Here is a 26,443-nt window from a genome sequence, read left to right on the forward strand (position 1 = left end):
AGATCTTCTTTCTTCTTTCTTCTTTCTTCTTTCTTCTTTCTTCTTTCTTCTTTCTTCTATACAGGTATATACAGTACTTTTCTGCAAAAACCAGTGTATACACCTGTATAAAGCTCACATTTATTCAACTTATGATACAAAACAGCAGATTCATTCAAATTTAATTTATCGAATACTTTCAATGATTTAATCATTTACCATCCATAACCTCAGACGAAATCGTCCAATAATCCCGCAAAAAACGCTTGATCTTATAAGCAACTAAAACTACTGTATACACATACAGCATGTATATAAGGACAGCAAAATGATTCAAGCACACGTTAAAGCACAACACTCTAGCCCGCTAGTTCACTGCGCATTTACATCAGTTTCTCGTAAAAGCAAAAATTCAAACGAGGAAGCGTTGTTTGCAAGAATGGCGTTGCTGTCCAATCAACATCAGTGGTTACTGTTTACGGCTCAAACACCAAGACCATCGGCTAAGCAGCTTAAGCAACATAATGTTTGCTGCGACCGCGTTATTCATATGAAAGCCTCTCATCAAATGACTGAGGTAGAGACTGTCGAGAAAGCAATCCGCTCTAAGAATGCGAGCGCGATTGTTGCAAGTGCATCGATTGATCAGTTCAGCCAACAGTACCTAAGAACATTAGGGTTACGCTTTCAATGTGAAGTCTTCTTTATGGATGCAAATTCAGAGCGTATTCACTAAGCCACCTTGCTTAATAACATGTTGGCTTAATAACATTTTGGCTCAAAAACATGGTCCACAAACATAGCTTAATCTTTTAGCTAACAAACTTAATTTAACTTAAGAAAAAATTCGCCAAAACACAGTCCAAACATACTGCCTTCCCCTGCCCTACAATTCGCCCATTTTTTAGCGGATTGTTAGGCGGGGGTTTTTATTTAAACAACAGATTTAGCAATCGTTTGCTTTTTCTCTGGAAGCAAATAGTAGATTGGGTATAATGCCCGTCTAATCATGTGCACACCGCACTTCTCTGTATGACGTTTGATAAAAGATAGGAATGTCTAAATGAGCCTTGCTGATCAAGTTCTTGCCGTAAATGATGACCTACCAATCCGTACTGACAAACCTGTCCACAGTGGCAAGGTTCGCTCAGTCTACTGGTTAACTGAAGAAGATAGCCAACGACTAATTAAAGAGAAAGGCTACGACGTAGCACCCGATGCGCCTTTAGCAATCATGGTGATCAGTGACCGTATCTCTGCATTTGATTGTATCTGGCGTGGTGAAGGGAATCTTAAAGGTGTTCCAGGTAAGGGAGCGGCTCTGAATGCTATCTCTAACCACTGGTTCAAATTGTTTAAAGACAACGGACTTGCTGACAGTCATATTCTTGATATCCCTCACCCGTTCGTATGGATTGTACAAAAAGCTCGCCCAGTCATGATCGAAGCGATTTGTCGTCAATACATCACTGGTTCAATGTGGCGTGCATACGCAAACGGCGAACGTGAATTCTGTGGTATCGAGATGCCTGAAGGCCTTGAGAAAGACAAGAAGTTGCCTGAGCTACTGATCACGCCTTCAACAAAAGGGATTCTGAAAGGTATTCCTGGCGTTCCAGAAGCTGACGATGTGAACATCACACGCAACAACATCGAAGATAACTTCGCAGCATTCAACTTTACTCAAGCAAGCGACATCGCGCATTACGAAAAACTTCTTAAAGAAGGCTTCAACGTAATCAGCCAAGCGCTAGCAAAAGTAGACCAAACCTTTGTTGATACCAAATTTGAGTTTGGCTACGTCAACGATGCTCAAGGCAAAGAAAAGCTTATCTACATGGACGAAGTCGGTACTCCAGATTCATCTCGCATTTGGGATACTCAGGAATATAACAACGGCAACATCGTTGAGAATTCAAAAGAAGGCTTCCGTCAGTTCTTGCTTAACTACTTCCCTGATGCCGACATTCTTTTGAATAAAGAGCGTATGCCAGAACGTGAAGCATTGGCTCGTGACAATGAACTTCCACTGGATTCTCTAATGTCTCTGTCTCGCACTTACCTTGATATCGCAGCGAAAATCACAGGTGCGGAGATCGTACTGAGCGAAAATCCTAAGCAAGAGATCATCGATGTACTGCGCGCTGACTATGGTCTAATCGACTAGTCGCTTAATTGCTAATTGCTTAATCGCTTAATCTCAAAATAAAAAGCTCGAAAGCTAATAAGCTCGTAGACTCAAGTTTTAGATACTAAAAGGGCCTCAATATTTGAGGCCCTTTTTACGTGTACGTTTTTACTATTCCTCGAGAGAGATTATAGGCGAGCTGAAGTTACAGCTTAATCGTGAACTCTTCTCCAGAATTACCCGCAATCACTAAATGACTGCGCGATTCAATATACTCGATCTGCTCTTCTTCAAGTGAATATGGCATCACCACTTTGAGCTCATTGATCCCTTCCAGCTTAGCGAGCTTGAGTAAGGTAACAATGTTCGACTCATCACTTTTACGCGTCGACATTGATTTCAATGCCATCTGCCATAAACGATCCTCTGGGGTGCCCAACTCTTTAATGCTATCTCGCCAGACGGTACTGAACACTGGCGCAATTGTGGTGAGTGCTTCCAGAAAAGTCCATTTTTTACTGCATGAGGCGCCAAGAAATGTTGTGTAATCGAACTCTACACGCGTCTCTTCCTGTTTATCCATGATGTCCCCCGACACTTTGGCAACACAATATACTCAATATCTATCAACTCTTTCTTTATAGCAATAGGATATAGAAGAATAGTCTTTTATGACCTTTTGATTGGTTAAAAAGGAATATAAAAATCAAACTTGTAACAAAATAAGCACTGAAAAATCATATATGCATCTATTTGATTAATATTTTAGAGATAAAACTTATCCATCTATTTGATATCAATTATTCGACTCGCTTTTTTGAACTGAATACGCCAACCAGACCATGTCGGTAGCTCCCAACGTTTTGGCGATAACTTTCGGCTACCCGACTGATAATGGACGTAAATCAGCTTTCTTGCGGGCAAGTATTCAACATCGAGTTGCAAGTCGGCAAGGCTCAATGCAAACGGGTATTTTTCCGAAAATTCTGAGTAGAGCCAAGTTGGAATGCCATCGAACGGTATGTCTGCATGATCGAACATTTCCAATTCGCTGACATCAGTAACACCTAGTACTTCAAGCTGCTCTATAAACCATAGCTCAAAGTTAATGTTCTCAATTTCTGGTGTGTATTTAGTTTGTTCATCGAGACCAAGTTTCACATACAACTGCCAGTGTTTGATTTCTTGAGTGCGAGCCTTTGCAAAACCGGGAAGCTGCTCTCCATTTAACACAAGGTCGACGATAGGTTTTAACGATAGTTGCCCTTCAGCGGCGACGAGTTTGGTTGTAATCGTGCGGCCTGCGTACACTAATGCCATCTCGGTAAAAACACCATCATCATTCACAACGGTTTCGCCTTGCTCCCACTCTCCTAGTTCAGCATCAATGAGAAGCTCAAGAGGAATGGGTGTCGTGACCGTCGCTAAGGTCAGTGTTTGCTTAACGCCTCTTCCCGGCAAGCTGTGAGTATCCAACACCAACATCGCTTGTGCATTATCAGGGAAACGGTTCTGACGACCGAGCACCACTTCTAAAACACCATTGGCAAAGGCTTCTTTCCTTTTCAGTCGGCGCACAAACACCAGTTCAGGATGCAGATTCACAATGGTCTTGAGCAATTCAATGCGTTGGAAACGTGACGCGACTTCTAGCTGAGGAAGTTCAAATACCTCCCGCATTTGCTTCGCCAATCCTTGAGCTTCATTCAGAGCCTGTTGGTCGATGTCTAAATGCGGATATTCTCGACCGCGCACAATCTGAATCAACAGGCTTAAATCACACCCTTCCTTCTCTTGTTGCGCGAGCGCTTCAAGATGTTCTGCATTGTTTGGTAACTGATACAAGCGAGCAGGAACGGACAGCGCCGCAGTGAGATCAACCATCGCCTCTTTTAATGCTTTGGTTTTGATTCGAGTAACGATATCGGCATACAAAGCATCAATCGGCAACGGATACAGCTTTTTACCATGCTCGGTAACTTGATGGTCGGCGTTAATCGCTTCCATCGTCAGCAAGGTTTGAGTTGCACTGTTGAGTGATTTCTCTGGAATAGGGTCAAGGAAGGACAAGCTCTCAAGCGGAGATCCACAACATGCTGCGGCCAACATAGGTTCAGTCAGCTCTTCACGCTGCAATTCAGGCGGTGTGACTAACTCTAACGCCGCATGTTCACCATATAGACGCACGCAAACGCCATCCATTACCCTACCCGCGCGGCCAGCTCGCTGTTTGGTACTCGCTCGTGATATGGATTTAAGCATCAGTGTGGTTCTGCCATTACGCTGAACGGTGCGTCTCTCTAATCCTGAATCTATCACCACGCCAATGTCAGGAATGGTTAATGAGGTTTCTGCAACGTTGGTCGCAAGGATGACCTTTTTCAGGCCATTACCTTCAGTATTGATATTACGACCCGATAAGGCTGAATCTCGCTCTTTATCACTGACCGACGCATGCAATTTAACAACTTGGATATCTGGATTTTTCGCTAAGGCTTGTTCGCATTGCACGATCTCTTTTTTACCCGGTAGAAAAACCAACATATCGCCAGAAGAAGCGATCAACTGATGATTCACTTCTTCCACGATGCGCTGCCCTAGATGTCGACTATCAGGCAGTGTTCTGGATTCATTCGCTCTGTGTTCAATCTCAACTTGATAAGTTCGCCCCTCGCAGCTAATTCGATTCGCATCCAAGTAATCAGCAAGACGCTCCCCTTCAATGGTTGCTGAAGTGATCACCAAGCGATGGCTCTCTTTTTGTTTCAGAATCGCCACCAGCAGATCAATGTCCCAGCGCCTCTCGTGAAACTCATCCACCACAATCACATCAAAACTGGCTAATCCGTCTTCTGATAACCAACGCAGCGCGATACCGGGAGTCACAAAAACAACGTTAGTTTGCTCGTTATACTCTGACTCAAGCTTAATCGCATAGCCCACTTTGCTACCCAACTTCTCGCCTGATCGCTGTGCGAGGTATTTAGCCAGTGATGTACACGCGATGCGTCTTGGCTCCACCACTAACACTCGTCCATGTTGAGAGGCCCAAAGTGGCAGGCGCGTTGATTTACCTGATCCGGTTTCCGCCTCTACGACAAGGTGAGAATTAGCGATTTGTTCGTGGAATACGTTTTGATAAGCATCGATGGGAAGTAATGACATAAAATGGCGAGTAGCGAAAAAGTGTGAGCAAAGTATAACGAATTATCGTGTTGAAATTCGATAAGTGTGGGACAGAGGTAAGAATATCATTTTGTTTGCTCAGATCGCGGAGAAACTATTTACAATTGAATAACTAAACCGTTATCATTTTTTAGTTACCCTTTCTCCCATATTAGGCATCCAATGAACAACGATAAACGCCCTCTATATATCCCTTATGCTGGTCCTGCTCTACTAAGTACACCTCTTCTAAACAAAGGCAGCGCATTCTCTGCTGAAGAGCGCAGTTCTTTCAACCTTGAAGGTTTGTTACCGGAAACAACCGAAACAATCCAAGAGCAAGTAGGACGTGCATACAAACAATATTGTAACTTCGAAAGTGATATGGATAAGCATATCTACCTTCGTAACATCCAAGACACTAATGAAACGCTTTTTTATCGTTTAGTTCAAAACCACATCTCTGAAATGATGCCTATCATTTACACGCCAACGGTTGGCGCAGCATGTGAGAACTTCTCAAATATTTACCGTCGTGGCCGTGGTCTGTTTATCTCATACCCGAACCGCGATCGTATCGATGACCTACTGAATAATGCGACAAACCACAACGTTAAAGTTATCGTGGTTACAGATGGTGAGCGTATTCTTGGTTTGGGAGACCAAGGCATCGGTGGTATGGGTATTCCAATTGGTAAGCTAGCACTTTACACAGCGTGTGGCGGTATCAGCCCAGCTTACATGCTACCAATCGTACTCGATGTGGGTACTAACAACCCTCAACGTCTTGCTGACCCAATGTACATGGGCTGGCGTCATCCTCGTATTACGGGTGCTGACTACGATGCATTCGTTGAAGAGTTCATCCAAGCGGTTCAACGCCGTTGGCCTGATGCATTAGTTCAGTTCGAAGATTTCGCACAAAAGAACGCAATGCCACTGCTTGAGCGCTATAAAGATCGCATCTGTTGTTTCAACGATGACATCCAAGGTACAGCAGCAGTAACCGTAGGTTCTCTACTTGCAGCATGTAAAGCAGCGAACAGCAAACTGTCAGATCAGCGTATCACCTTCTTAGGTGCGGGTTCTGCGGGTTGTGGTATTGCTGAAGCTATCATTGCTCAAATGGTGTCTGAAGGTATCAGCGATGCACAAGCTCGCTCTCAAGTTTACATGGTTGACCGTTGGGGTCTGCTACAAGAAGGCATGCAAAACCTGCTTGATTTCCAACAGCGTCTGGTTCAAACCAACGAAAACACCAAAGACTGGGAAAGCGATGGCACTGGTTTCTCTCTACTAGACGTAGTTCGCCACGCGAAACCAACCGTATTGGTTGGTGTGTCTGGTGCTCCAGGTCTATTCAGCAAAGAAGTCATCAAAGAGATGAACCTACACAGTGAACGCCCTATCGTGTTCCCACTGTCGAACCCAACAAGCCGTGTTGAAGCGACGCCAAACGACATTATTCGTTGGACTGATGGCCAAGCACTTGTTGCGACAGGTAGCCCATTTGAGCCAGTCGTTCACAACGGCACAACTTACCCAATCGCTCAGTGTAACAACAGCTACATCTTCCCAGGTATTGGCCTTGGTGTATTGGCTGTGAATGCTTCACGCATCACTGACGAAATGCTAATGGAATCAAGCCGTGCACTTGCTACGTGTTCTCCACTAGCAATCAATGGCACAGGTGCTCTACTTCCACCATTGGAAGAGATCCACACGGTATCTAAGAAAATTGCTCTTGCGGTAGGTAAAAAGGCGATTGAACAGGGCGTTGCTCTAGAGATCACTGAAGAAGCACTGCAACAAGCGATTGACCAGCACTTCTGGCAGCCAGTTTACCGTCGCTACAAGCGCACGGCATTCTAATAAAGCGTACTGCGCTTGGAATAAAGAGCGTTAACGACTCTTATATGAGCCTCTGCAATTGCAGGGGCTTTTTTCTTTAAACTGTCTTGTCTTTTTAACTGATTTTTCTCATTTTTATTTGGTATTATCGAGCACTCAAAAATTAATGCTCAGTGAAAGGACCATACCGAGAGTGAAATTTGATTCTCACATTATCCGTAGCTACATAAAAAAAGCTTACAAAAAACTGCAAGGTTTTCTGTTTGGCGCTTTCCTCGTGTTCTTAGTAGGCAGCGCTGCGGTTATTGCGATCGATTATTGGGTTTCATGGCAAGCGGAAGATCGTATCATCTACGATATAGATGAAGTGCCCGAGCTTGAGGTCGCCGTTGTGCTTGGCACGAGCAAATATTTGGGTCGAACACTCAACGACTATTATAAGCACCGAATCGAAGCCGCGATTGAGCTGTTCGACCGTGAAAAAGTCGACCAGTTTCTGTTAAGTGGTGATAACGCTCATCGCTCTTACAATGAGCCGTGGACGATGAAACGCGACTTGCTGAAAGCGGGTGTACCCGATGAACGCATTAACCTCGATTACGCAGGCTTTAGAACCTTAGACTCGATTGTTCGCGCTAAAAAGATCTTCGACACCGACAACTTCCTGATCATTACTCAGAAATTCCACTGTGAAAGAGCACTATTTATCGCTAATTCTTACGATATTCATGCACAATGTTTAGCGGTTTCAGGCCCTACTCATCATTCAGGCACCTCTATCCGTTTGCGTGAAGTTTTTGCGCGTACCAAAGCCTTCTTAGATTTGTATATTATGGGGACAACGCCAAAGTTCCTTGGACCTAAAGAGCCCATTCAATCGAGTCCAAAACCGGAATCATTTCCGATTCCAAACCCTATGACTGACCCCTCTGTAAACCCTGTTGTAGACCCTACAAAAAGCCCGATTGCAGACCCAGCAGAGACCGATGTGTAGAAAACTACACATTTTGAATTTGTTGCCTCACACTTCCCCATTGTTAAGCAAAAACACACCAACACTCCTTTATTAACTTGAGTAACATTCTTCCAACAAAGTCTGACCCTACATCAAGCTATATACCTCGACAATAATAAGCATGACTCAATGAAGTCACGCGCCAATACAACGAGGATAAACAAAAGGAGCGTCTTATGACGGCACTTGTTACTACACTGAAACACTGGTTGTTTACCCGCAACAGCATGATATTAATTGGTAATTTCACGCTATTTGCAGTTTTGCTCAATACCCTGCCATTCGAAGCGCAAGTGAATACAGGTTTAAGTATTCTCGTGTTCGTTGCCATTCTATGGTTAACAGAAGCTATTCACGTCAGCATCACCGCTTTGCTCGTTCCCCTATTGGCTGTCTTGTTTGGTGTATTCAACACGCCCGCAGCGCTGGCTAACTTTTCAAACCCAATCATCTTCTTATTCATGGGTGGCTTCGCATTGGCAGCCGCACTGAACAAGCAAGAGCTAGATAAAGCGATTGCTGACAAAGTACTGTTGATTGCAAAAGGCAGAATGTCGGTCGCTGTGTTCATGCTGTTCGGTGTGAGTGCTGGCTTATCCATGTGGATCTCAAACACAGCCACCACAGCAATGATGCTTCCTCTTGTTCTTGGCATCATGAACAAGGTTGACCAAAGTGAAGACCGCAACACCTACGTGTTCGTACTATTGGGTATCGCTTACTGTGCTTCAATCGGTGGTATCGCAACCTTAGTGGGTAGCCCACCAAACGCAATTGCTGCCGCAGAAGTTGGTTTAAGTTTCACAGAATGGATGGCGCTAGGTCTACCTATCTCAATGATCTTATTGCCAATCACAATGGTTGTCCTGTACGTGATGACTAAGCCAAAGCTCGACCATAAATTTGAGCTAGACCACGCTCCTGTAGAGTGGACAAACAGCAAGAAAATCACACTGTCTATCTTCCTTCTAACCGTAACGCTTTGGATATTCGGTAAACCAATCAACGCAATGATTGGTGGATTCTCTAAATTTGATAGCTTAGTAGCGATTGGCGCAATTGTACTGCTTGGCGCTTCTAGAGCGGTGGAATGGAAAGACGTTGAGAAGACAACGGACTGGGGTGTTCTTATCCTATTCGGTGGTGGTATCTGCTTAAGTAACATTCTAAAAGCGACAGGAACCAGCGTATTCTTAGCACACTCACTAAGCGGATTTTTAGAAACAGCTGGCGTACTGCTTACGATTCTAGCCGTGGTAGCGTTCGTGGTATTCCTAACGGAATTTGCGAGTAACACAGCGAGTGCAGCACTTCTGGTGCCAGTATTCGCAACCATCGCTGAAGCACTTGGTATGTCGCCAGTTATTTTGTCTGCACTGATCGCTGTTGCTGCGTCTTGTGCCTTCATGCTTCCTGTTGCAACACCACCAAACGCAATCGTGTTTGGCTCGGGTCACATCAAGCAGAAAGAGATGATGCGAATCGGTATGGTGTTGAACCTAGTTTGTATCCTAGTTCTGACTCTGTTCGCTTGGATCTTCTGGTAAACACTAACGTTCTATAAGCGCATGCTTACAGGAATGCTCCCCTAAACTGGTTGAACTTCCCCCGGTTCAACCAAGACAAAAATGCCCGTTCAGCGTAAGCAAGCACTGAACGGGCATATAAAAACAAGAAACGCTTTCCCTTTTGGTGGCCCCGCGCCACCTTTTTTGTTTTGGCTTTTGGGAGAAGAACCATAAAAACGCCACACGTCACATATGCACGTGTGGCTTATAAACTCATCAAAACAATTTTCAGATTAGTGACTCAAGATCACCTGGTTTCGACCTGAATGCTTTGCTTGATATAAAGCTTCATCAGCGCGAGCAATGGTCTCTGTCACTCGCTCTTGCTTCATCTCGGCAACACCGATACTGCATGTCAGCGGATCGCCATGAACCCAAAGGTGCTGGCTAACCAATAATCGAATGCGTTCAGCTTTTATCTGCGCCTCTCCGGCTTCGGTCTCAGGGCAAAAAACAATGAACTCTTCACCACCCCATCTCACCAACTTGTCGGTAGCGCTGATCGAACTGCCCACCACCATGCTGAACTCGCGTAAAATATGGTCACCCATTTGATGTCCGTACTTGTCATTTACACTCTTGAAGTAGTCGATATCGAGATACAACATACCCAGCTTGCCATGTCCTTGCTTCACATGTTGTGACTGCATTTTCAACCAATCACGAATCGCGTGGCGGTTTAGTATTCCGGTTAACTCATCACGATGGGCCATCTCTGAAAATTCAAAATTCTGTTCTCTCAGTGCGCGATTGACGTTCTTTAAGTGGTGATGTCTTTTCTCTGCGATCACCATGCGTTTTCTTGAACGGTTTAACTCTGACAGCAAGAATACGGTGCCCGTCCCCACCCACACAAACAGTAGGATCATGAACAAGCTTTCTGCGGTGATATACGAACCTTCGAACTCAATACTGCGGATGACGATTCTGTGGTGACCGAGTTTCGCTCCAGACGCAGTAGCAAACTCAACCATATTCACATTCGAAAATTCAGGGGCCGAATGCTCTAACGCAATGTCGTTGTCAGCCAGCCACCATGTCATCACTTGCAGATTTTTGATCGGGATTTCAATCACACCACCATCGACTCCTGGAGAAAACTCCATCCCGTTGTACTTATGTGTGTACTCGTCATCGGGAACAGAATAAGCAGGATTGTAGTTGCGTAGGTAAGTTCTCAAACGGCCACGAGAGTCCGCTTCCGCATGGTAATCAATATTCACTCTAAAGGTGTGATACTGGGAGAGATCAAGGCCTTCGGTAATGTCTGGATTGATACGAATCGATAGGCCGCAATAAGGCCAAGGATACTCCGACTCTTTAAGTTCACAGTCGAGAATATACTGCCCATTTTCGTAGGATAATTGGGATGTACTGACGCCCCTATCAACTCGATCGCTGGTCGCGATAAATTCATATTTATCAGGGGTTATTGCTGTTATCACACGATTTCCGCTCACACGGTAATACTGCACAATGGCAAGCGTTGCGATAACGAGAAAGATAACAATCTTATGGATCCACTTCACGTCTAAGCTTCCGGCTTAAGATCCCTATAGTTGGGATTTCACGATAAAAAACAAATCAGGTAAATTAGTGATCTTAATACCAATAAATCACTAAAAAACGTTATATCACGCCCGAACAAAATGTCATACTATATTTTTATGCATGTATTTGCCGTTAATTATTCACGGCGAGAATCAAGTAATATTGCGTATAAAAACAGGCTCTATTTGTTATACTCATCGCATAATCATCGTTAACCGTACTGCCTGCTCACAGCGCAATCGAGTCGACGAAATAATAATCAAAATACAACGAGTAATGTCATGTCTTTATTAGCAAAAGGAACACTCAGAAAGATGAGTGCTTCCCTTGATGGCGCGGTTACCTACCGTTTGCCTGTAGGCGAAGAGTTTGTAGAGCTAAACCCTCTGATTGGTAAAACCATCAACCTCACTCACACCGGCAATATTTTTTGCTGCTCATGTGGTAAGAAAACTAAGAAGAGCTACTCTCAAGGCCACTGTTTTGTGTGCATGAAAAAGCTAGCAAGCTGCGACATGTGCATCATGAAGCCAGAGACTTGTCACTACGATGAAGGCACGTGTCGCGAGCCTCAATGGGGTGAAGAGAACTGCATGGTTGATCACTTCGTTTACCTATCAAACACATCAAGCCTAAAGGTGGGTATCACTCGTCATACTCAAATCCCTACCCGTTGGATTGACCAAGGCGCGACTCAAGGTTTGCCTATCTTGAAGGTAAAAACACGTCAGATCTCTGGCCTGATCGAAGTTGAGTTAGCGAAGCACATTGCTGACAAAACCAACTGGCGCACGCTGCTAAAAGGCGATGGCGACGATATGGAGTTGGTAGAAAAAGCCAAAGAACTATTGCCATTGGTTGAGGATAAAATCCAAGAGATCAGAGCAAGGTTTGGTGACGATGCAATCGAGATTCTGAGCGAAAACATCACTTCACTGAGCTACCCGGTTGAGCAGCACCCAGTGAAGATTGTATCGCACAACTTTGATAAGAATCCTGAAGTGACAGGCGTACTTCAAGGCATTAAAGGCCAATACCTTATCCTAGATACAGGTGTGATTAACATCCGTAAATTTGGTTCTTACGAAGTGGAAGTGTCTGCATAACTTGTAGAACTTAAACGTTTCTTATAGTTAGAAGCGCTTAGTGAATAGCCAAAAAATAAAATGCCCTCAAGTGATGACTTGAGGGCATTTTTCGTTGTCGATCCTATTCGCTTTCGATGACGATTTTAGGCGTTAGAGCGCAACCACATCTCCGTCTACACAATTCTTGCCGTTGGCTTTCGCGCGATAGAGAGATTGATCGGTTAAATTCACGAGTGCATCAATCGTGACACCGTCTTCACAGGCTTGGCTATCACTGATTCCGATACTGACACTCGAATTAAATCGTAACTGTTCATCAATCTTAAATTCGGTTTGATTAAACTGCTCTCGGATCTGATCAGACACTTGACGCGAAATCTGAGGCGACGCATTAGGGATAAATACAATGAACTCTTCACCGCCCCATCGACCTGCGACACCGCCCACAGCCTCAACATTACGCTTAGTAATATCAGCCAATGCGCAAATTACCTCGTCACCCACCATGTGCCCGTAGGTATCATTGATCGATTTGAAGTCATCGATATCAAGCAGCATACACACTAAGTGAGTCTCAGAGACAAGGTGCTCTCTCAGCCACTCATAAATCGCCCTACGGTTAAGCAAATCCGTCATTTCATCGTAATTCGCTTGGTGTACCAACTGCTTTTCCAGCATCACCTTTTGAGTCACATCTTCGAGCACAACCTGAACGGCTGGCTGACCTTTCCAAGTAATCGCATTGTCGTAAATATTGAAGAACCGATGAACGCCGTCAAAGCCAATGTTTTCAACCACGGTACTAGTACCTGACAACTCCCCTGATACGATCGCGTGATAGTGCTTGCTGATGCCATCGGCATTCTGTTTTGGTACCAGTTCAAGGATAGAGTCCAGCTCTAATACTTGCTCGATGGAAGCCGCGCCTTGCATGTTGACCCAAGATTGATTAACCATCAGCGGCTTGAAATCTCGGTGAACCAAGATGCCCTGCCCAGATTGCATGATCATGTCGTGATACATCTTATCTTGCTCACGCACCGCATTTTGCAGCTGAATCGCAGGGGAAAGATCGATCACTGTGACTTGCAGTGCAGGTCTTCCCTGCCACTCCGTCACATGGTCGATAGAAAACACGGTGAACTCTCTGCCATTGCGATCAACATTGGTATAGGTGTGAACCTGAGGGTCGCGTTGACCACTGACCGTTTCAAGGTAATTTTGATAGGCGAGAACATGATAATCTTCTGAGATTAGATCTAGAAAGCTATCGATATTAGAAAGTAGTTCTTCGGGCGATTGGTATCCATAGATGCGAGCATAGTTAGCGTCAACACTCACTACATTCATATCTTGAATAGTTATTACACCGTACGTGGATTCGAAATTTATTGAAGACATTGCCAACTCCGCACTCTAGCTACACTTCATAAACTGGAGCATAACAACACATCCCGCCAACGCTTCCACACAATCTATCACGCGCTAGGGACATTAATATGCCATCTAGTATATCGTACTGTTGCGGCCTTCTCTACAACTCAATTGCTAACACGAGTTAGTAAAAGTAGACAAGCATCTCAATCCCATTATTCGCGTCAAAAAACAGAAATAGATAACCTATACCAATGTAACCATTATCTTTTTCTATTTTTGGGTTAAATCTGATGAAATAACCCGTGCACTACTCGTTCCAATCAGAGAAATAAGAGACTAAAAAGTCGATAGCCAACCGTGCTCTCTGTGGAAGAAAGCGACGGTTCTGATAAACAATCCAACTGCTTGTGCCCGATCCCCAATACTCTTCTAACACAGGAACGAGTTTTCCATTGCTAAGACTGCCATTGAAACTGCTTTTAGGAAGATAAACGATACCAAGCCCCTCTTCGCAAGCTTTCAGTACCGCGCTTGAATTGTTGCTTCTCCAACGGCCATGAACTCTTACCGCAGTTAGCGGCTGTCCATCTTTCTCGAATAACCACTGGTCACTGTTGGCGATAATACAGCTGTGCAGCTTGAGTTGTTCTGGATTCGCTGGCGCACCAAACTCAGCAATGTAATCTTTGCTTGCTGCCGCAGCCATTGGGCGATCAACCAACTTTCTTGCCACCAGCCCTGAATCGTCTAATCGACCGTAGCGAATGGCGAAGTCGATACCATCCTCGATGAAGTTCACCATCTTAGTATTGAAGTTCATTTCGATAGTCAGTTCAGGGTGATCTTTAGCAAATTCCATCAGTGCTGCGGCAACATGGTTTTCTGCAAATGCGCCCGCCGCACTGACACGTAAAGTACCGCTCAACTGAGTTTGTTGAGATGTGACTTGTTCATTCGCTTGTTGCAGCCCAATCACCAAGTCTTTGCACTGTTGGTAATAAGTGTGGCCAGATTCAGTCAGGCTAACCATCCGTGTTGAACGCGCAAGCAACGCCACGCCAACTCTCTCTTCCAACCTTGAAACTTGGCGACTGACATGACTAGTACTGCAACCCAACTGTTTTGCTGCTGCAGAAAAGCCGTGACACTCGGCTACCGCAACAAACTCATTAATCCCTTCAAAGCTATCCATACTTCACCTGTTTACATCTAACGAATTCACATTCGACTAATTCACATTAGACTATTGCTATATAGCAATAATGTTTTGCCTATTCGGCATATTATCACTCAAATGGTTTACTACTAGTATTACAGGTAACGAAACAGCGGCATCTAAATTGAAAACTTTGGTTTTCTAAATAAAAACCACGATGCCTAAAGAAAAACCACAACGCTGAAACCAAACAAACGTGCTCAAAGGGACGAATCATGAAAAAAATACTAATACCTGTAACTAACCACGCAACACTAGGCGATACAGATCAAGCGAACGGTACTTACGCTCCAGAACTAACCCACGCTCTGAAAGAGATCATGGCTGCTGGATTCGAATACGACATCGCTTCTATCAATGGTGGCAAAGCCCCACTCTACGGAACGGATATTGAAGGAGATGTGGTTAACGCTGATATCTTGGCGGATGATGACTTCCAGAACCGCATCAACAATACGATTCCAGTAAGCCAAATCAATACTGAAAGCTACGATGCTATCTTCTACCCAGGTGGATTCGGTTTGCTTTCAGATTTAGCAACCAATGAACAGTTCGCTAGCATCGCAGCAAAGCATTATGAAGATGGTGGTATTGTCGCGGCAGTATGTCACGGCCCTGCGGCGCTGCTTCCGATTGTTCTGAGCAACGGCGAGAAGCTACTAAGCTCTAAATCGGTGACTGGCTTTACACGTGAAGAAGAGATCGACTTTGGTACGATCAACGACATTCCATTCCTACTGGAAGAGTCGCTTGCTCGTAGCGCAGCACGTTTCAACAAGGTTCAACCTTGGCAAGAGCTTGTGATTGTTGATGAGCGAGTCATTACAGGTCAGAACCCAACCAGCGCACACGCAGTGGGTGTAGCTATTGTTGAGCAGCTGTCTTGATTAAAAGCGGTCTTAATCGAATCACTGGCGTTACGTAAATAAGTAATAAGCGCTGTGAAACGAAAAAGAGCATACTTCCTACTCAATGTTCATGAGAGAAGTATGCTCTTTTCTAATTCTTTAGCTATTAAGTGCTAGTGACTGCTTGCTAATGGCTTCGCAAGATCCCTTCAAGCACATTGAACAGCAAGTCGATCTCTTCAATCGAGTTGTAATGCATACAACCAATACGCACCACGCCCTGCTCTTCGATACCCAGCTGCTTCACCAAACCTAGCGCGTAGAAGTGTCCATTCCACACACAGATATTATGCTCGCCCAGCTTCTTAGCGATAAACTCTGGAGAGTGATTATCAAAGGTGATGGCAAATGTTGGCGTTCTTAGATTCGAGTCAAACTCTGTTTTCCCGTAAAGCTTTGCCCCTTCGAGATCAGACAAGCGTTTAAGGAAGTACTCACTAAGCTGGCTTTCATGCTTGTTATAAAGCGCGTAGCTTTGCTCTAAACGAGAACGCAGTGAATCTGTTGGCTCACCGAATTGCGCCAAGTAATCTACCGCCGCAATCACACCGGCAAGGCCTTCAAAGCTTTGCGTACCTGTTTCAAAACGGCCTGGGCCGATATTGGTTGCAGGCTCTACCTTGTAAGGCTTTAACGTGTGTAGCCATTGAGGTGCAACATAAGTAATGCCCACATGCGGGCCGAAGAACTTATACGCTGAACACGCTAAGAAATCACAATTCAGTTGCTGAACATCGATCAAGTGATGCGGTGCGTAATGTACGGCATCGACATAAACCTGCGCACCATGCTGATGTGCAAGTTCAATAACTTTTGCCATGTCGACAATAGAGCCTGTCGTGTTCGAAGCAAATGTCACCGCAACAAGCTTGGTTTTCTCGTTAAGCAGCGACTCAAAGTGCGCCATGTCTAGGCTGCAATCCGACTCGTCTACACGAACTTGGCGAACAATCGCGCCTTTGTCGTCTGCCGCTTGCTGCCAGCTCGATACATTTGAGTAATGGTCTAACGCCGTGACGATAACTTCATCGCCCTCTTTCCAATCGCGGCTGATCGCACGGCTAAGCTGAAACGTCAGCGAGGTCATGTTGGCACCAAACACAACATTGCCAGAAGACTCCGCATTAAGCAGTGCTTGCGCCGCTTCTCGCGCTTGCTGCATTAAACTTGTGGTCTTTTGGCTAGAAAAATAGTGGCCGCCTAGGTTTGAATTGAAATGTCCTAGGTATTCGGTCATTGAAGCTAAAACATTCTCAGGCACCTGAGATCCACCCGGACCATCAAAAAAGGTCACAGGCTTGCCGTTATGATATTGGCCTAACGCGCTAAACTGTTGGCGCACATCATTAAGAGTGAAGGACATTGCGCGCATCCTTAGCTGTTAGAACAAACACATCCATATAGCCCATCTCATCGTGGTCTATGGTGCGAATCGGTTGTGCATTGTGCCAAAGCTTACTGTCTGCCAGCATCGCAACCTCGCCATCGCCTAACACTTTTCTAAAGAATGGTGCTTCGTGGCTATCTTGATACAGCATCACTTCACCACCAACGATGTTGTGGCGAGTAACACCAATGATCGCAATGTGGTCAAAACCATCTTGGTGAACACCTTCTGGTGCAACCTGAGTTTCTTCAAAAATAGCGGCGATGCGGATCTGATGGATTTCGATTTCTTGTCCGTCTTCAAGCCCATTGGTTTCAATAAACAGTTCACACATCTCTTGCATGCCTTCGCTGCTTAGGATTTGTGCTTCAATCGGCTCGAACTGGCGAACAACGTCACCTTGAAAGTGATTAATGTCTTCAGACTGAACAAAGTTATGTTTGTCTAGCTCAACGACTTGTCCATTACTGAATTCAACCACTGAGTACCTTCTCAATCGGAACTGGCCATCCGCATGCTCTGTGCTTGGTAGCTTAGAGAATGAAGGTGACAACTCCTTAACCGCGTGGTTACTGAGGTGGGTAATATGTAGGGTATTTTCGTGAGCATGTAACATCATCGACTCCTTAATGATTGTTAATTAACTTTCGATATTTAACGTTTTGTTTACATAAAGGATACTTGAAGATCTTGCCAAATCAACATTAAACAATCATTTATCCCGTCAGATTTAATAATTCAGACACTAAATCCAACCTAGAAATAAAAAGCAGTGTATAACACCAGAATAAAAGATGACCAACTCTTAAAACTAGCACACTCCACTAGCTAGTTATAAATCCCTGCAAATTAAAATTTAACGATATTATTAACTGGTAAGCTAGGTTTCATATTGTGTCAGCCCTTTCGCTTCAATACGCCAGCCTCCTTGCATGAGCTCAGACACCACGCTCGCCATCATTCATTTCTATGCTTTTGCACAGCAAAATACGACCTACCTATCAATTGCCAAGCTATTGATTATTTACACAACAAACTGAAATTGGTTAATTTATGAGTACGCCAGAAACCAAACGCCTTTGCTTGCGCGTCTGGAACAGGTCGAGTTCGGGGGGAACTCGGCCGCCCTCAATGGTTTACTTCTTCGTGGGATTGGGACTTCACTGGTCTTCAATTTTTGAAAGCGCTTGAAGTCGAATATTACGAACGGAGTTGACTTAGTGTTTTTTGACTGCCAGAACATAGCTAGGTGCTCACAAATGTTAGAGACTTTTCGCTAACACGTTTATGCCCCATTGTTGGATAGACCTTTTGCTTATTCACATCCTAAAAGTTATCAATTCTTCCAATGCTGTTTGTTGTAAATCCCTGTGTTGTATCACAAAGTAAATTCGACATAGCTACAAAAGTTTGATTGTTTACATCTAAATAAGCTCAAATTATTCTGAAATTGATATGAGTTTGTTTTCATTATGTTTCTGTTCAGGTGTCTTTTTGTCTAACCCCTCAAATATCCACTTAAGTATTTGATCTTTATCGGTATTAACTGCAGTATCTACCAACTTAATTCAATGAGCTGCATATATGTTTGGAAAACGCTATTATCTCGAACAGTTAAACAAGCAAGAAAACGATTTGTTGATTGATAGAAACAGCATAAAAATCGCGATTATTGATGATATGGAAGTTCCCTATTTAGATAGTCTTCGTCGTAGTGGTTATAATGTCCAGCATTACAAAGATATCGAAGACTTTGACATGCTAAAAGCATACTCAGTAATTGTGTGTGATATTAAAGGAGTTGGTAAAAGCTTTGGTTCTAAACTAGAGGGCGCTTATATCATAAAAGAAGCAAGAAAATTGTACCCCGAAAAATATATTATCGCCATGTCCTCAGCCGTTTACAAAATTAGTGTAGCCAAAGTTATCGGGGTAGCCGATGACAAGATAATACGCGATATTGATTTGGACAAAGTACTCGACTCTATCGATACAGCAGTAAATACAATGCGCTCTAACAGGCTTCGTTGGTTAAGACTAAGAGACAACCTGCTTAATACTCATAATGTCGATATGTATGATGTTTGGAAAATAGAACAAGCTTTTATCGCCGCAATGATTAACAAAGACAAAACGAAGTTAGAAAAAAACAAAACGATTAATCACGCTAACGACATGGTCAAAGGGTTACTTATCAATTTCATTTCAGGAATCATTTTCTAATGGAAAAAAACCAACATAACGATCTAGTGTTAGAGTCAATGCATGAACTGCGTTATTTTAACCAACAATTAAAAAATTTTGCTGAACAACTATCTATGGACTTACAAGCGTCCAAGGTCGGTGAAAATCGCAAACTTGATATGAAGCCCCAACAAGCTGATAAAGTAAGAAACCTTGCCGAAAATATCGCAAATTTGTCTCAGCTATTTACTACTAGAATTGACTTTATTGATGTAGAGCTGAACCCCAGTGCGATCGAACATTTACCTATTCAACGCGTTAGTATTTATGGCAAGTTTGATAAAGCTAAAAAAATGCTTGATTCAATGTCTAGAAAAAAGAAGGTAAAGTTAAATATTCATTCTGATGTCAAAGATTTAAGAGTTATTGAAGCATATTCAATAATAGACATTTTGCCTTATTTACTTTTAGACAATGCCGTTAAGTATGCACCTGAAAGAACAGCGGTAGATGTAAACTTTGAATATTACGATGATTGTGTGAAGATCGACATATCTTCTGAAGGACCATTTGTTGGTTCTGACGAACTGAAAAAGCTTCCAGATAAACACTACCGTGGCAGAAATGCACTTAACCTTGATGCCTGTGTGGGCAGAGGTTTAGGGCTGTATTACGTTGCCTACATTGCTGAACTTCATGATATCGACATAAGCTATCAATCGGATAAGTACAGCTACACAATTAATGAAGTTCCTCACTCTAATTTTACTGTGTCTTTAAGTATCCCATTGGAGTAGAAGATAAGGGCCACTAATCAGTTGCCCTTCTTATTTTACTCTTATCATCGACTTGGCGATTGCTCTAGCTAACTTCAATAGTTGAGTTGATGTTCGTATTTCTAACTCTAATTGAATCCCAAACAACGCGATCCTTGATAGCGTTTATTGTGGTCTTACAACTTGGCCTGTCTATCCAGAAGCTACATAGGCTGAGTTTTACCTGTGGCACTTTCTAACTCGAAAGTGTCCCTCATCAAGTCAGGAAGCCCTTAATCATAAGGATTGGTCACATTGATGAACTACAATTTAGTTGATGATATACTTCGTCTTGATTTTCAATTAGTTAACAAATTTAATAATATGGATAATAAAAGATGAATGTGGGAATTATAATCATAGGTGTTGCATTCTTAATAGTTGCTATATTTGTTATTAATGTATTACAGCAATATAAACTTACAACTCAGTACAAGGAGTTACCTACAATGGAAGAGGCTTTAGCAACCAATTCTAAAAACGGTAAAGTCATATGCCCTAAATGTGGAGGCAATTCATTTATTAATTGGGGTGTCGGGGGAAAAAGAGACAGTAAACGAAAACATATTTGTAATGACTGCGGGAACACGGTCTATAGAACAACTTGGTCATAATCCTATTCAACTAAACTCTAACGAGCTTATGTCCAATTTTGAGTTTAAATCCCGTAACTCCCCTGAACCCACTAAAACATACAAGCTTCTTCAAGGTCGATTTCAAAATCAATGGGCGGCAGGTTTACTAAGTGCTTGCTCGTATCATTCAATAAATCGACTTTGGCGGGCTTCCCTACTTCGTTTGTGTAGATGGTCGCTAAGTAAAGCTTGTCTGATCGGTGGAACGCATCGTGAAAGCTCAATTCTTTGTTTAACAAGCTGGCTAGCAATGGTTTGGTTACCGGAATGTAAGCCCACTTAATGCATTGGCCGTTGTCGTAGTCCCCACTCCAATACACCATAAACCTTTGGGTATTTTCATTCTTAACCGTGAAGCACTTCGGCCCTATGATGTCTTGATACACTTCCAGTAGTTCCAATTTACCTAACTGTGTGCCTGTTGGGAGTAAGTTCATCGCTCGTTCCTCATCTTTCTAACGTTACCTATCAAACGTGCGTGCAATCTTACAATCAAATACTGTTTTTATATACAGTTACTTTGGCGTATTTTGACATGACCATTAAAAATCAAAAAGGCGGTAATAAGAATCCTCGAGGAAGACGGTGGTTTAACCGATCTTATAGCCACGAAAACGTTTGTCTCCATTAAGTTCTAAACTATAACGATTAATTACACTTCAGCCCTTGTTTAACCTTTTATTGCCTCCATATTTTCCATACAATCCTAAGCGATTATAAATAAAAACAATTTCAATTTCGGAGTCCTCATGAGCGACGTAAAGCACTGTAATTTATTGATTCTTGGTTCTGGCCCTGCTGGCTATACAGCTGCAGTTTACGCTGCTCGTGCAAACCTAAACCCAGTACTTGTGACAGGTATGCAGCAAGGTGGTCAGCTTACAACCACAACAGAAGTGGAAAACTGGCCGGGTGATGCGGAAGGTTTAACGGGTCCAGCACTGATGGATCGCATGAAAGAGCACGCAGAGCGCTTTGAAACAGAGATCCTGTTCGACCACATTAACGAAGTCGACCTTTCTAACCGCCCTTTCCGTCTTAAAGGCGATTCTGGCGAATACACGTGTGATGCGTTGATCATCTCAACAGGTGCATCAGCTAAGTACCTAGGTCTAGAGTCTGAAGAAGCATTCAAAGGCCGCGGCGTTTCTGCTTGTGCAACGTGTGATGGTTTCTTCTACCGCAACCAGAAAGTAGCGGTTGTTGGTGGTGGTAACACGGCGGTTGAAGAAGCACTTTACCTGTCTAACATCGCGTCTGAAGTTCATCTAGTTCACCGTCGTGACACGTTCCGCGCTGAAAAGATTCTTGTGAAGCGTTTAATGGACAAAGTAGAGAACGGCAACATTGTTCTTCACACTGATCGCACGCTAGACGAAGTTATAGGCGACGACATGGGCGTGACTGGCGTTCGTATTAAAGATACTCAGTCTGATAAGACAGAAGATATCGAAGTAATGGGCGCATTCATTGCTATCGGTCACCAACCAAACACTGAAATCTTCAAAGGCCAAGTGGATATGAAAGATGACTACATCATCGTTCAGTCTGGTCTTGAAGGTAACGCAACACAAACTAGCATCCCAGGCGTGTTCGCTGCAGGTGATGTAATGGACCACAACTACCGCCAAGCAATCACTTCTGCTGGTACAGGTTGTATGGCTGCACTGGATGCTGAACGCTTCCTAGATGGCCTTAACGATAAGTAAATCTGAGATTGCAGATTTGATTATCGGTGCTCTCGCCTCAGTAGATGCAGGGCGTCATCACATTTTGTTGTAAATCCCTAGAGCCCAGTGGTATATCCACTGGGCTTTCTTTTGTATACTAGCCGCCCTCAACAAATAATAATTATCATTAAGCCTTCATAATGGATAAGAAAAAACAACGCAGCTTGAACAAGTGGCTTAAGCAACAGAGTAAGTTAGCGAAACGCTGGCTTATGATTGCGATTAGCCTTGGCGTACTTTCAAGCGTGTTCTTAATTGCTCAAGCAGCTCTTCTCGCCTCTATTCTTCACCAGCTGATCATCGAAAATGTCGATAAATCTGAACTGGTTGGTCATTTCGCAGGCTTGGCATTATCGGTCGTTGGCCGTGCTGGCTGTACATGGGGACGTGAGATCGCAGGTTATCGCTGTGGTGAACAGATCCGTGTCTACATCAGGCAACTGATCCTTGATAAGTTACGTGAGTTGGGCCCTGCTTATATCAAAGGCAAACCTGCGGGTACGTGGGCAACCCTGTTGCTAGAACAAGTCGAAGACATGCAAGACTTCTTCTCTCGTTACTTACCTCAGATGTCTTTGTCGGTAATGATTCCATTCATTATTTTGGTTGTGGTGTTCCCAGTAAACTGGGCAGCAGGACTGATCTTCTTGATTACTGCTCCACTGGTACCAATGTTCATGGCACTTGTGGGTATGAAAGCAGCCGATGCAAACCGTAAAAACTTCAAAGCACTGCAACGTCTTTCTGGTCACTTTTACGACCGTTTGCAGTCAATGACAACCATCCGTCTATTTGACCGCACAAACGCTGAAACAGAAGTATTGAAAGGTGCATCTGAGGTGTTCAGAACGCGCACCATGGATGTATTGAAGATCGCTTTCTTGTCGTCTGCAGTACTTGAGTTCTTCACGTCTATCTCGATTGCGATGACGGCGGTTTACTTTGGTTTCACTTACATCGGCGAGCTTAACTTCGGCCACTACGGCGTTGGCATTACGCTATTCGCAGGTTTGTTTATCCTTATCTTGGCGCCAGAGTTTTACCAACCTCTGCGTGATTTAGGTACTTTCTACCATGCGAAACAACAAGCGGTTGGCGCAGCGGAAAGTATTGTCGAGTTCCTAGAAACAGACATCACTAAGGTTAAATCAGGCGACACTCAGCTCGACCCGGCTCAAGGCATCAATATTGAAGCTCAAGATCTCAAAGTGTTAAGCCCTGAAGGTGTTCAATTGGTTGGTCCTATTTCGTTCGCACTTAACACTCGACAGTCGACTGCGTTAGTTGGCCCAAGTGGTGCGGGTAAAACGAGTTTGATCAACGCTATTCTTGGTTTCATGCCTTATGAAGGAAGCTTGAAAATCAATGGCATTGAACTGCGTGACCTAGACTTAGCCTCTTGGCGTAAAACCATTAGCTGGGTTGGTCAAAACCCGTTGCTACTGCATGGCACAATTCGTGACAACGTCACCCTTGGTAAGCACGATATCACTGACCAAGTTGTCGCGAATGCACTTGAGCAGTCTTTTGCTAACGAATTCGTAAATGAGCACGGCTTGGATTATATGATCTCTGATCGCTCTGGCGGTCTGTCTGTGGGTCAGTCTCAGCGTTTAGCTCTGGCTCGCGCAATGATTCAAGACGGTCAGTTCTGGTTGCTCGATGAACCCACTGCCAGCTTAGATACTCGTAGCGAACAGTTGGTAATGAAAGGCATCAATAGCAATATCGAAAGCCGCACTGCCCTACTTGTGACGCATCAACTTGCCCCGCTTCAATCGGTCGATAACATTCTGGTTATGCGCGATGGTGGTCTGGTTGAACAAGGTCATTACTCTCAGCTTTCGACTGCGGGTGGTTTATTCGAAGAGATGCTTAACGCGAACTTAGCTCAACAAGATAATAAGGGTAATTTAGATGCGTGATTTACTGCCTTACCTGAAACTCTATAAAAAGCATTGGTTTGGCCTATCGCTAGGCATGCTATTGGCTTTTGCTACTCTGTCGGCTTCTATCGGCTTGTTAACGCTATCAGGTTGGTTTATTTCAGCTTCCGCGGTTGCTGGCCTGACGATTGCACGTGAAACCTTCAACTACATGCTACCGGGTGGTGGCGTACGTGGTTTGGCAATGAGCCGTACTGCGGGTCGTTGGGGTGAACGTGTTGTGAGCCACAATGCGACATTCAAACTGTTAACTGATTTACGTATCTTCTTCTTCAAGAAGCTGGCTCCGCTGATCCCAGGTCGTATTTCAAACCTTCGTGACGCTGACCTTCTGAACCGTTTGGTTGCTGATGTCGACGCCATGGACCACGTGTACTTGCGCTTAGTAAGCCCTGTGACGGTGGGTGTGTTCGGGATCTTCTTCCTAACTCTGTTCTTAATGTGGTTCGATAGCTCACTAGGTTTAATCTTAGGTTCTATCCTTCTTATCATGCTGTTGGTTTGGCCAATCTTGTTCTACAAGCTGGGTAAACGTAACGGTGGTGAGCTGACACAAAACAAAGCGGATCTTCGTGTCACTACGCTAGATTGGATAGAAGGCTACAGCGAACTGACTCTGTTCGGTGCTGAAGAGCGTTACCGTAATGCGATTCTAGAAACGCAACGCAAGCTGATGGCGAATCAGTTTGTGAACGCTAACCTAACCGGTATGGCGTCAGCAGCACTGATGCTGTTCAACGGTTTGACGCTTGTTCTTATGCTTTGGCTTGCGGCTGACGGTGTGGGTGGTAATGCACCAGACCCGTTCATCGCGCTAATGGCGTTCGCTACTATGGCTAGTTTTGAACTATTAATGCCAATTGCAGGTGCGTTCCAGCATTTAGGTCAAACTCTGTCTTCTGCTCGTCGCTTGAACGAAGTGATTCTGTCTGAGCCTGAAGTTCAGTTTGCTGAAGAGAAGCTCGACATCAACAAGCCACTGGATATTACGTTCTCAAACGTGACGTTCAACTACCCTGACTCTGAGCGCAGTGTTCTGAACGCTGTCGACCTAACGATCCCTGCAACGAACAAGGTTGCGATTGTGGGTCAAACGGGTTCTGGTAAATCGACTCTGATTCAGCTTCTGACTCGCTACTGGGATCCTAAGAAGGGTTACATCTCAATCGCGGGCATTGAACTGACGCAGTGGAATGAATCACAGCTTCGTGAATCAATCAGTGTGGTAAGCCAACGTGTCGACATTCTAAATGGTACTTTGCGTGACAACTTGTTGATTGCAAGACCAGAAGCGACCGATGATCACTTAGCGAATATCCTTAAAGATGTTGGCCTAGAAAAACTGCTTGAGAATAATGCACTTGATAGCTGGTTAGGTGACGGTGGTCGTCAACTGTCTGGTGGTGAGAAGCGCCGTATTGGCATCGCACGTGCGATTCTTCATGATGCCCCTATCCTGCTTCTCGATGAGCCAACAGAAGGCTTAGATAAGCAAACAGAGCAAAGCATCATGACGCTGTTCGAGAAGCACTTCGAAGGCAAGACGGTTATCTTCATTACACACCGTTTGATTGGTTTGGAATCGATGGATTCGATCGTTCTGATTGAACAAGGCGAGATTGTTGAGCACGGCTCTCACGAGACACTATTAAACGAAGAAGGACGTTACTTCCAACTTCGTCAGGCAATCTAGCTCCTTCATAAGTTATAAAGAAAACCATTCAAAGCCCGAGTTCATACTCGGGCTTTTTGTTGTCTGTAATTCTAGTATCGAGCAACCATTCCCCCTTAAACGGTTGTTCATGCGCTGATTAGTTTTGCCCTTTCCTACAAAAACTTACCATTTATAAAGCAACGAGTTGCACATAATTCAAGTCGTAGCACATTACTATGATCATCT

The 26,443-nt window shown here is 44.0% G+C and carries 20 protein-coding genes; 12 read left to right on the forward strand and 8 right to left on the reverse strand.

Features of this window, described 5'->3' with window-relative positions:
* Positions 1 to 307 precede the first annotated feature (307 nt).
* On the forward strand, positions 308 to 715 hold the full coding sequence (locus AB6F11_RS03080) for a SulA-like leucine-rich domain-containing protein (protein ID WP_017055178.1): 408 nt from the start codon (positions 308 to 310) through the stop codon (positions 713 to 715).
* Positions 716 to 1,042: 327 nt separating this feature from the next.
* On the forward strand, positions 1,043 to 2,146 hold the full coding sequence (locus tag AB6F11_RS03085) for a phosphoribosylaminoimidazolesuccinocarboxamide synthase (protein ID WP_017055177.1): 1,104 nt from the start codon (positions 1,043 to 1,045) through the stop codon (positions 2,144 to 2,146).
* Between the two features lie 166 nt (positions 2,147 to 2,312).
* Here the strand turns inward: AB6F11_RS03085 and AB6F11_RS03090 are convergent, their stop codons facing one another.
* The gene (locus tag AB6F11_RS03090; protein ID WP_017059766.1) at positions 2,313 to 2,690 is read right to left on the reverse strand and encodes a hypothetical protein; all 378 of its coding nucleotides are present in this window, start codon (positions 2,688 to 2,690) and stop codon (positions 2,313 to 2,315) included.
* 203 nt (positions 2,691 to 2,893) lie between these two features.
* Complete coding sequence (locus AB6F11_RS03095; RefSeq protein WP_102393415.1) at positions 2,894 to 5,272, reverse strand: helicase-related protein; 2,379 nt, start codon at positions 5,270 to 5,272, stop codon at positions 2,894 to 2,896.
* 183 nt (positions 5,273 to 5,455) lie between these two features.
* Between AB6F11_RS03095 and AB6F11_RS03100 the strand changes: the two genes are divergently transcribed.
* The 3 genes from AB6F11_RS03100 (at position 5,456) to AB6F11_RS03110 (ending at position 9,685) form a co-directional block, all read left to right on the forward strand.
* Positions 5,456 to 7,144 (forward strand): NAD-dependent malic enzyme, encoded by a 1,689-nt coding sequence (locus tag AB6F11_RS03100; protein ID WP_017059764.1) that lies wholly within the window; start codon positions 5,456 to 5,458, stop codon positions 7,142 to 7,144.
* 172 nt (positions 7,145 to 7,316) lie between these two features.
* A complete protein-coding gene (locus tag AB6F11_RS03105; RefSeq protein ID WP_102393414.1) occupies positions 7,317 to 8,117 on the forward strand; it encodes a vancomycin high temperature exclusion protein in 801 nt (266 codons plus the stop codon).
* 197 nt (positions 8,118 to 8,314) lie between these two features.
* On the forward strand, positions 8,315 to 9,685 hold the full coding sequence (locus tag AB6F11_RS03110; protein ID WP_102393413.1) for a DASS family sodium-coupled anion symporter: 1,371 nt from the start codon (positions 8,315 to 8,317) through the stop codon (positions 9,683 to 9,685).
* Between the two features lie 254 nt (positions 9,686 to 9,939).
* On the opposite strand, the gene AB6F11_RS03115 is transcribed toward AB6F11_RS03110, so the two are convergent.
* Entirely contained in the window at positions 9,940 to 11,235 is a 1,296-nt protein-coding gene (locus AB6F11_RS03115) for a GGDEF domain-containing protein (RefSeq protein WP_102393412.1), read from the reverse strand.
* Positions 11,236 to 11,538: 303 nt separating this feature from the next.
* Here AB6F11_RS03115 and AB6F11_RS03120 point away from each other — a divergent pair, with 303 nt between their 5' ends.
* The gene (locus tag AB6F11_RS03120; protein ID WP_029235452.1) at positions 11,539 to 12,363 is read left to right on the forward strand and encodes a DUF2797 domain-containing protein; all 825 of its coding nucleotides are present in this window, start codon (positions 11,539 to 11,541) and stop codon (positions 12,361 to 12,363) included.
* Between the two features lie 132 nt (positions 12,364 to 12,495).
* Here the strand turns inward: AB6F11_RS03120 and AB6F11_RS03125 are convergent, their stop codons facing one another.
* Both AB6F11_RS03125 and AB6F11_RS03130 read right to left on the reverse strand, forming a co-directional pair.
* Complete coding sequence (locus AB6F11_RS03125; RefSeq protein WP_017059759.1) at positions 12,496 to 13,746, reverse strand: sensor domain-containing diguanylate cyclase; 1,251 nt, start codon at positions 13,744 to 13,746, stop codon at positions 12,496 to 12,498.
* 283 nt (positions 13,747 to 14,029) lie between these two features.
* The gene (locus AB6F11_RS03130) at positions 14,030 to 14,914 is read right to left on the reverse strand and encodes a LysR family transcriptional regulator (protein WP_102393411.1); all 885 of its coding nucleotides are present in this window, start codon (positions 14,912 to 14,914) and stop codon (positions 14,030 to 14,032) included.
* Positions 14,915 to 15,153: 239 nt separating this feature from the next.
* On the opposite strand from AB6F11_RS03130, the gene AB6F11_RS03135 reads away from it, so the two are divergent.
* Entirely contained in the window at positions 15,154 to 15,825 is a 672-nt protein-coding gene (locus AB6F11_RS03135; protein ID WP_048669269.1) for a type 1 glutamine amidotransferase domain-containing protein, read from the forward strand.
* 148 nt (positions 15,826 to 15,973) lie between these two features.
* Here the strand turns inward: AB6F11_RS03135 and AB6F11_RS03140 are convergent, their stop codons facing one another.
* Positions 15,974 to 17,209: a cysteine desulfurase-like protein gene (locus AB6F11_RS03140; RefSeq protein ID WP_102393410.1), complete on the reverse strand. Its 1,236-nt coding sequence runs from the start codon at positions 17,207 to 17,209 to the stop codon at positions 15,974 to 15,976.
* Positions 17,193 to 17,849, reverse strand: coding sequence for a 2OG-Fe dioxygenase family protein (locus AB6F11_RS03145; RefSeq protein WP_017059755.1), 657 nt, complete (start codon positions 17,847 to 17,849; stop codon positions 17,193 to 17,195). Before AB6F11_RS03145 ends, AB6F11_RS03140 begins: the two co-directional genes overlap by 17 nt.
* A 968-nt stretch (positions 17,850 to 18,817) precedes the next feature.
* On the opposite strand from AB6F11_RS03145, the gene AB6F11_RS03150 reads away from it, so the two are divergent.
* Both AB6F11_RS03150 and AB6F11_RS03155 read left to right on the forward strand, forming a co-directional pair.
* Positions 18,818 to 19,456, forward strand: a complete 639-nt coding sequence (locus AB6F11_RS03150; RefSeq protein WP_086969604.1) for a hypothetical protein — start codon at positions 18,818 to 18,820, stop codon at positions 19,454 to 19,456.
* The gene (locus tag AB6F11_RS03155) at positions 19,456 to 20,214 is read left to right on the forward strand and encodes a sensor histidine kinase KdpD (RefSeq protein ID WP_086969602.1); all 759 of its coding nucleotides are present in this window, start codon (positions 19,456 to 19,458) and stop codon (positions 20,212 to 20,214) included. The genes AB6F11_RS03150 and AB6F11_RS03155 overlap by 1 nt, the downstream gene beginning before the upstream one ends.
* Positions 20,215 to 20,917: 703 nt before the next feature.
* On the opposite strand, the gene AB6F11_RS03160 is transcribed toward AB6F11_RS03155, so the two are convergent.
* The gene (locus AB6F11_RS03160; RefSeq protein WP_086969598.1) at positions 20,918 to 21,304 is read right to left on the reverse strand and encodes a DUF6575 domain-containing protein; all 387 of its coding nucleotides are present in this window, start codon (positions 21,302 to 21,304) and stop codon (positions 20,918 to 20,920) included.
* 312 nt (positions 21,305 to 21,616) lie between these two features.
* On the opposite strand from AB6F11_RS03160, the gene trxB reads away from it, so the two are divergent.
* From trxB to cydC, 3 genes are all read left to right on the forward strand, one after another.
* Positions 21,617 to 22,576: a thioredoxin-disulfide reductase gene (gene trxB / locus AB6F11_RS03165; RefSeq protein ID WP_102393409.1), complete on the forward strand. Its 960-nt coding sequence runs from the start codon at positions 21,617 to 21,619 to the stop codon at positions 22,574 to 22,576.
* A gap of 161 nt (positions 22,577 to 22,737) precedes the next feature.
* Positions 22,738 to 24,522: a heme ABC transporter permease/ATP-binding protein CydD gene (gene cydD / locus AB6F11_RS03170; protein ID WP_102393408.1), complete on the forward strand. Its 1,785-nt coding sequence runs from the start codon at positions 22,738 to 22,740 to the stop codon at positions 24,520 to 24,522.
* The gene (gene cydC / locus AB6F11_RS03175) at positions 24,515 to 26,236 is read left to right on the forward strand and encodes a heme ABC transporter ATP-binding protein/permease CydC (protein ID WP_102393407.1); all 1,722 of its coding nucleotides are present in this window, start codon (positions 24,515 to 24,517) and stop codon (positions 26,234 to 26,236) included. Before cydD ends, cydC begins: the two co-directional genes overlap by 8 nt.
* The last annotated feature ends 207 nt before the right edge of the window (positions 26,237 to 26,443 follow it).

Source organism: Vibrio sp. 10N.247.311.14 (assembly GCF_041467715.1).
Taxonomy (GTDB): Bacteria; Pseudomonadota; Gammaproteobacteria; order Enterobacterales; family Vibrionaceae; genus Vibrio; species Vibrio crassostreae_C.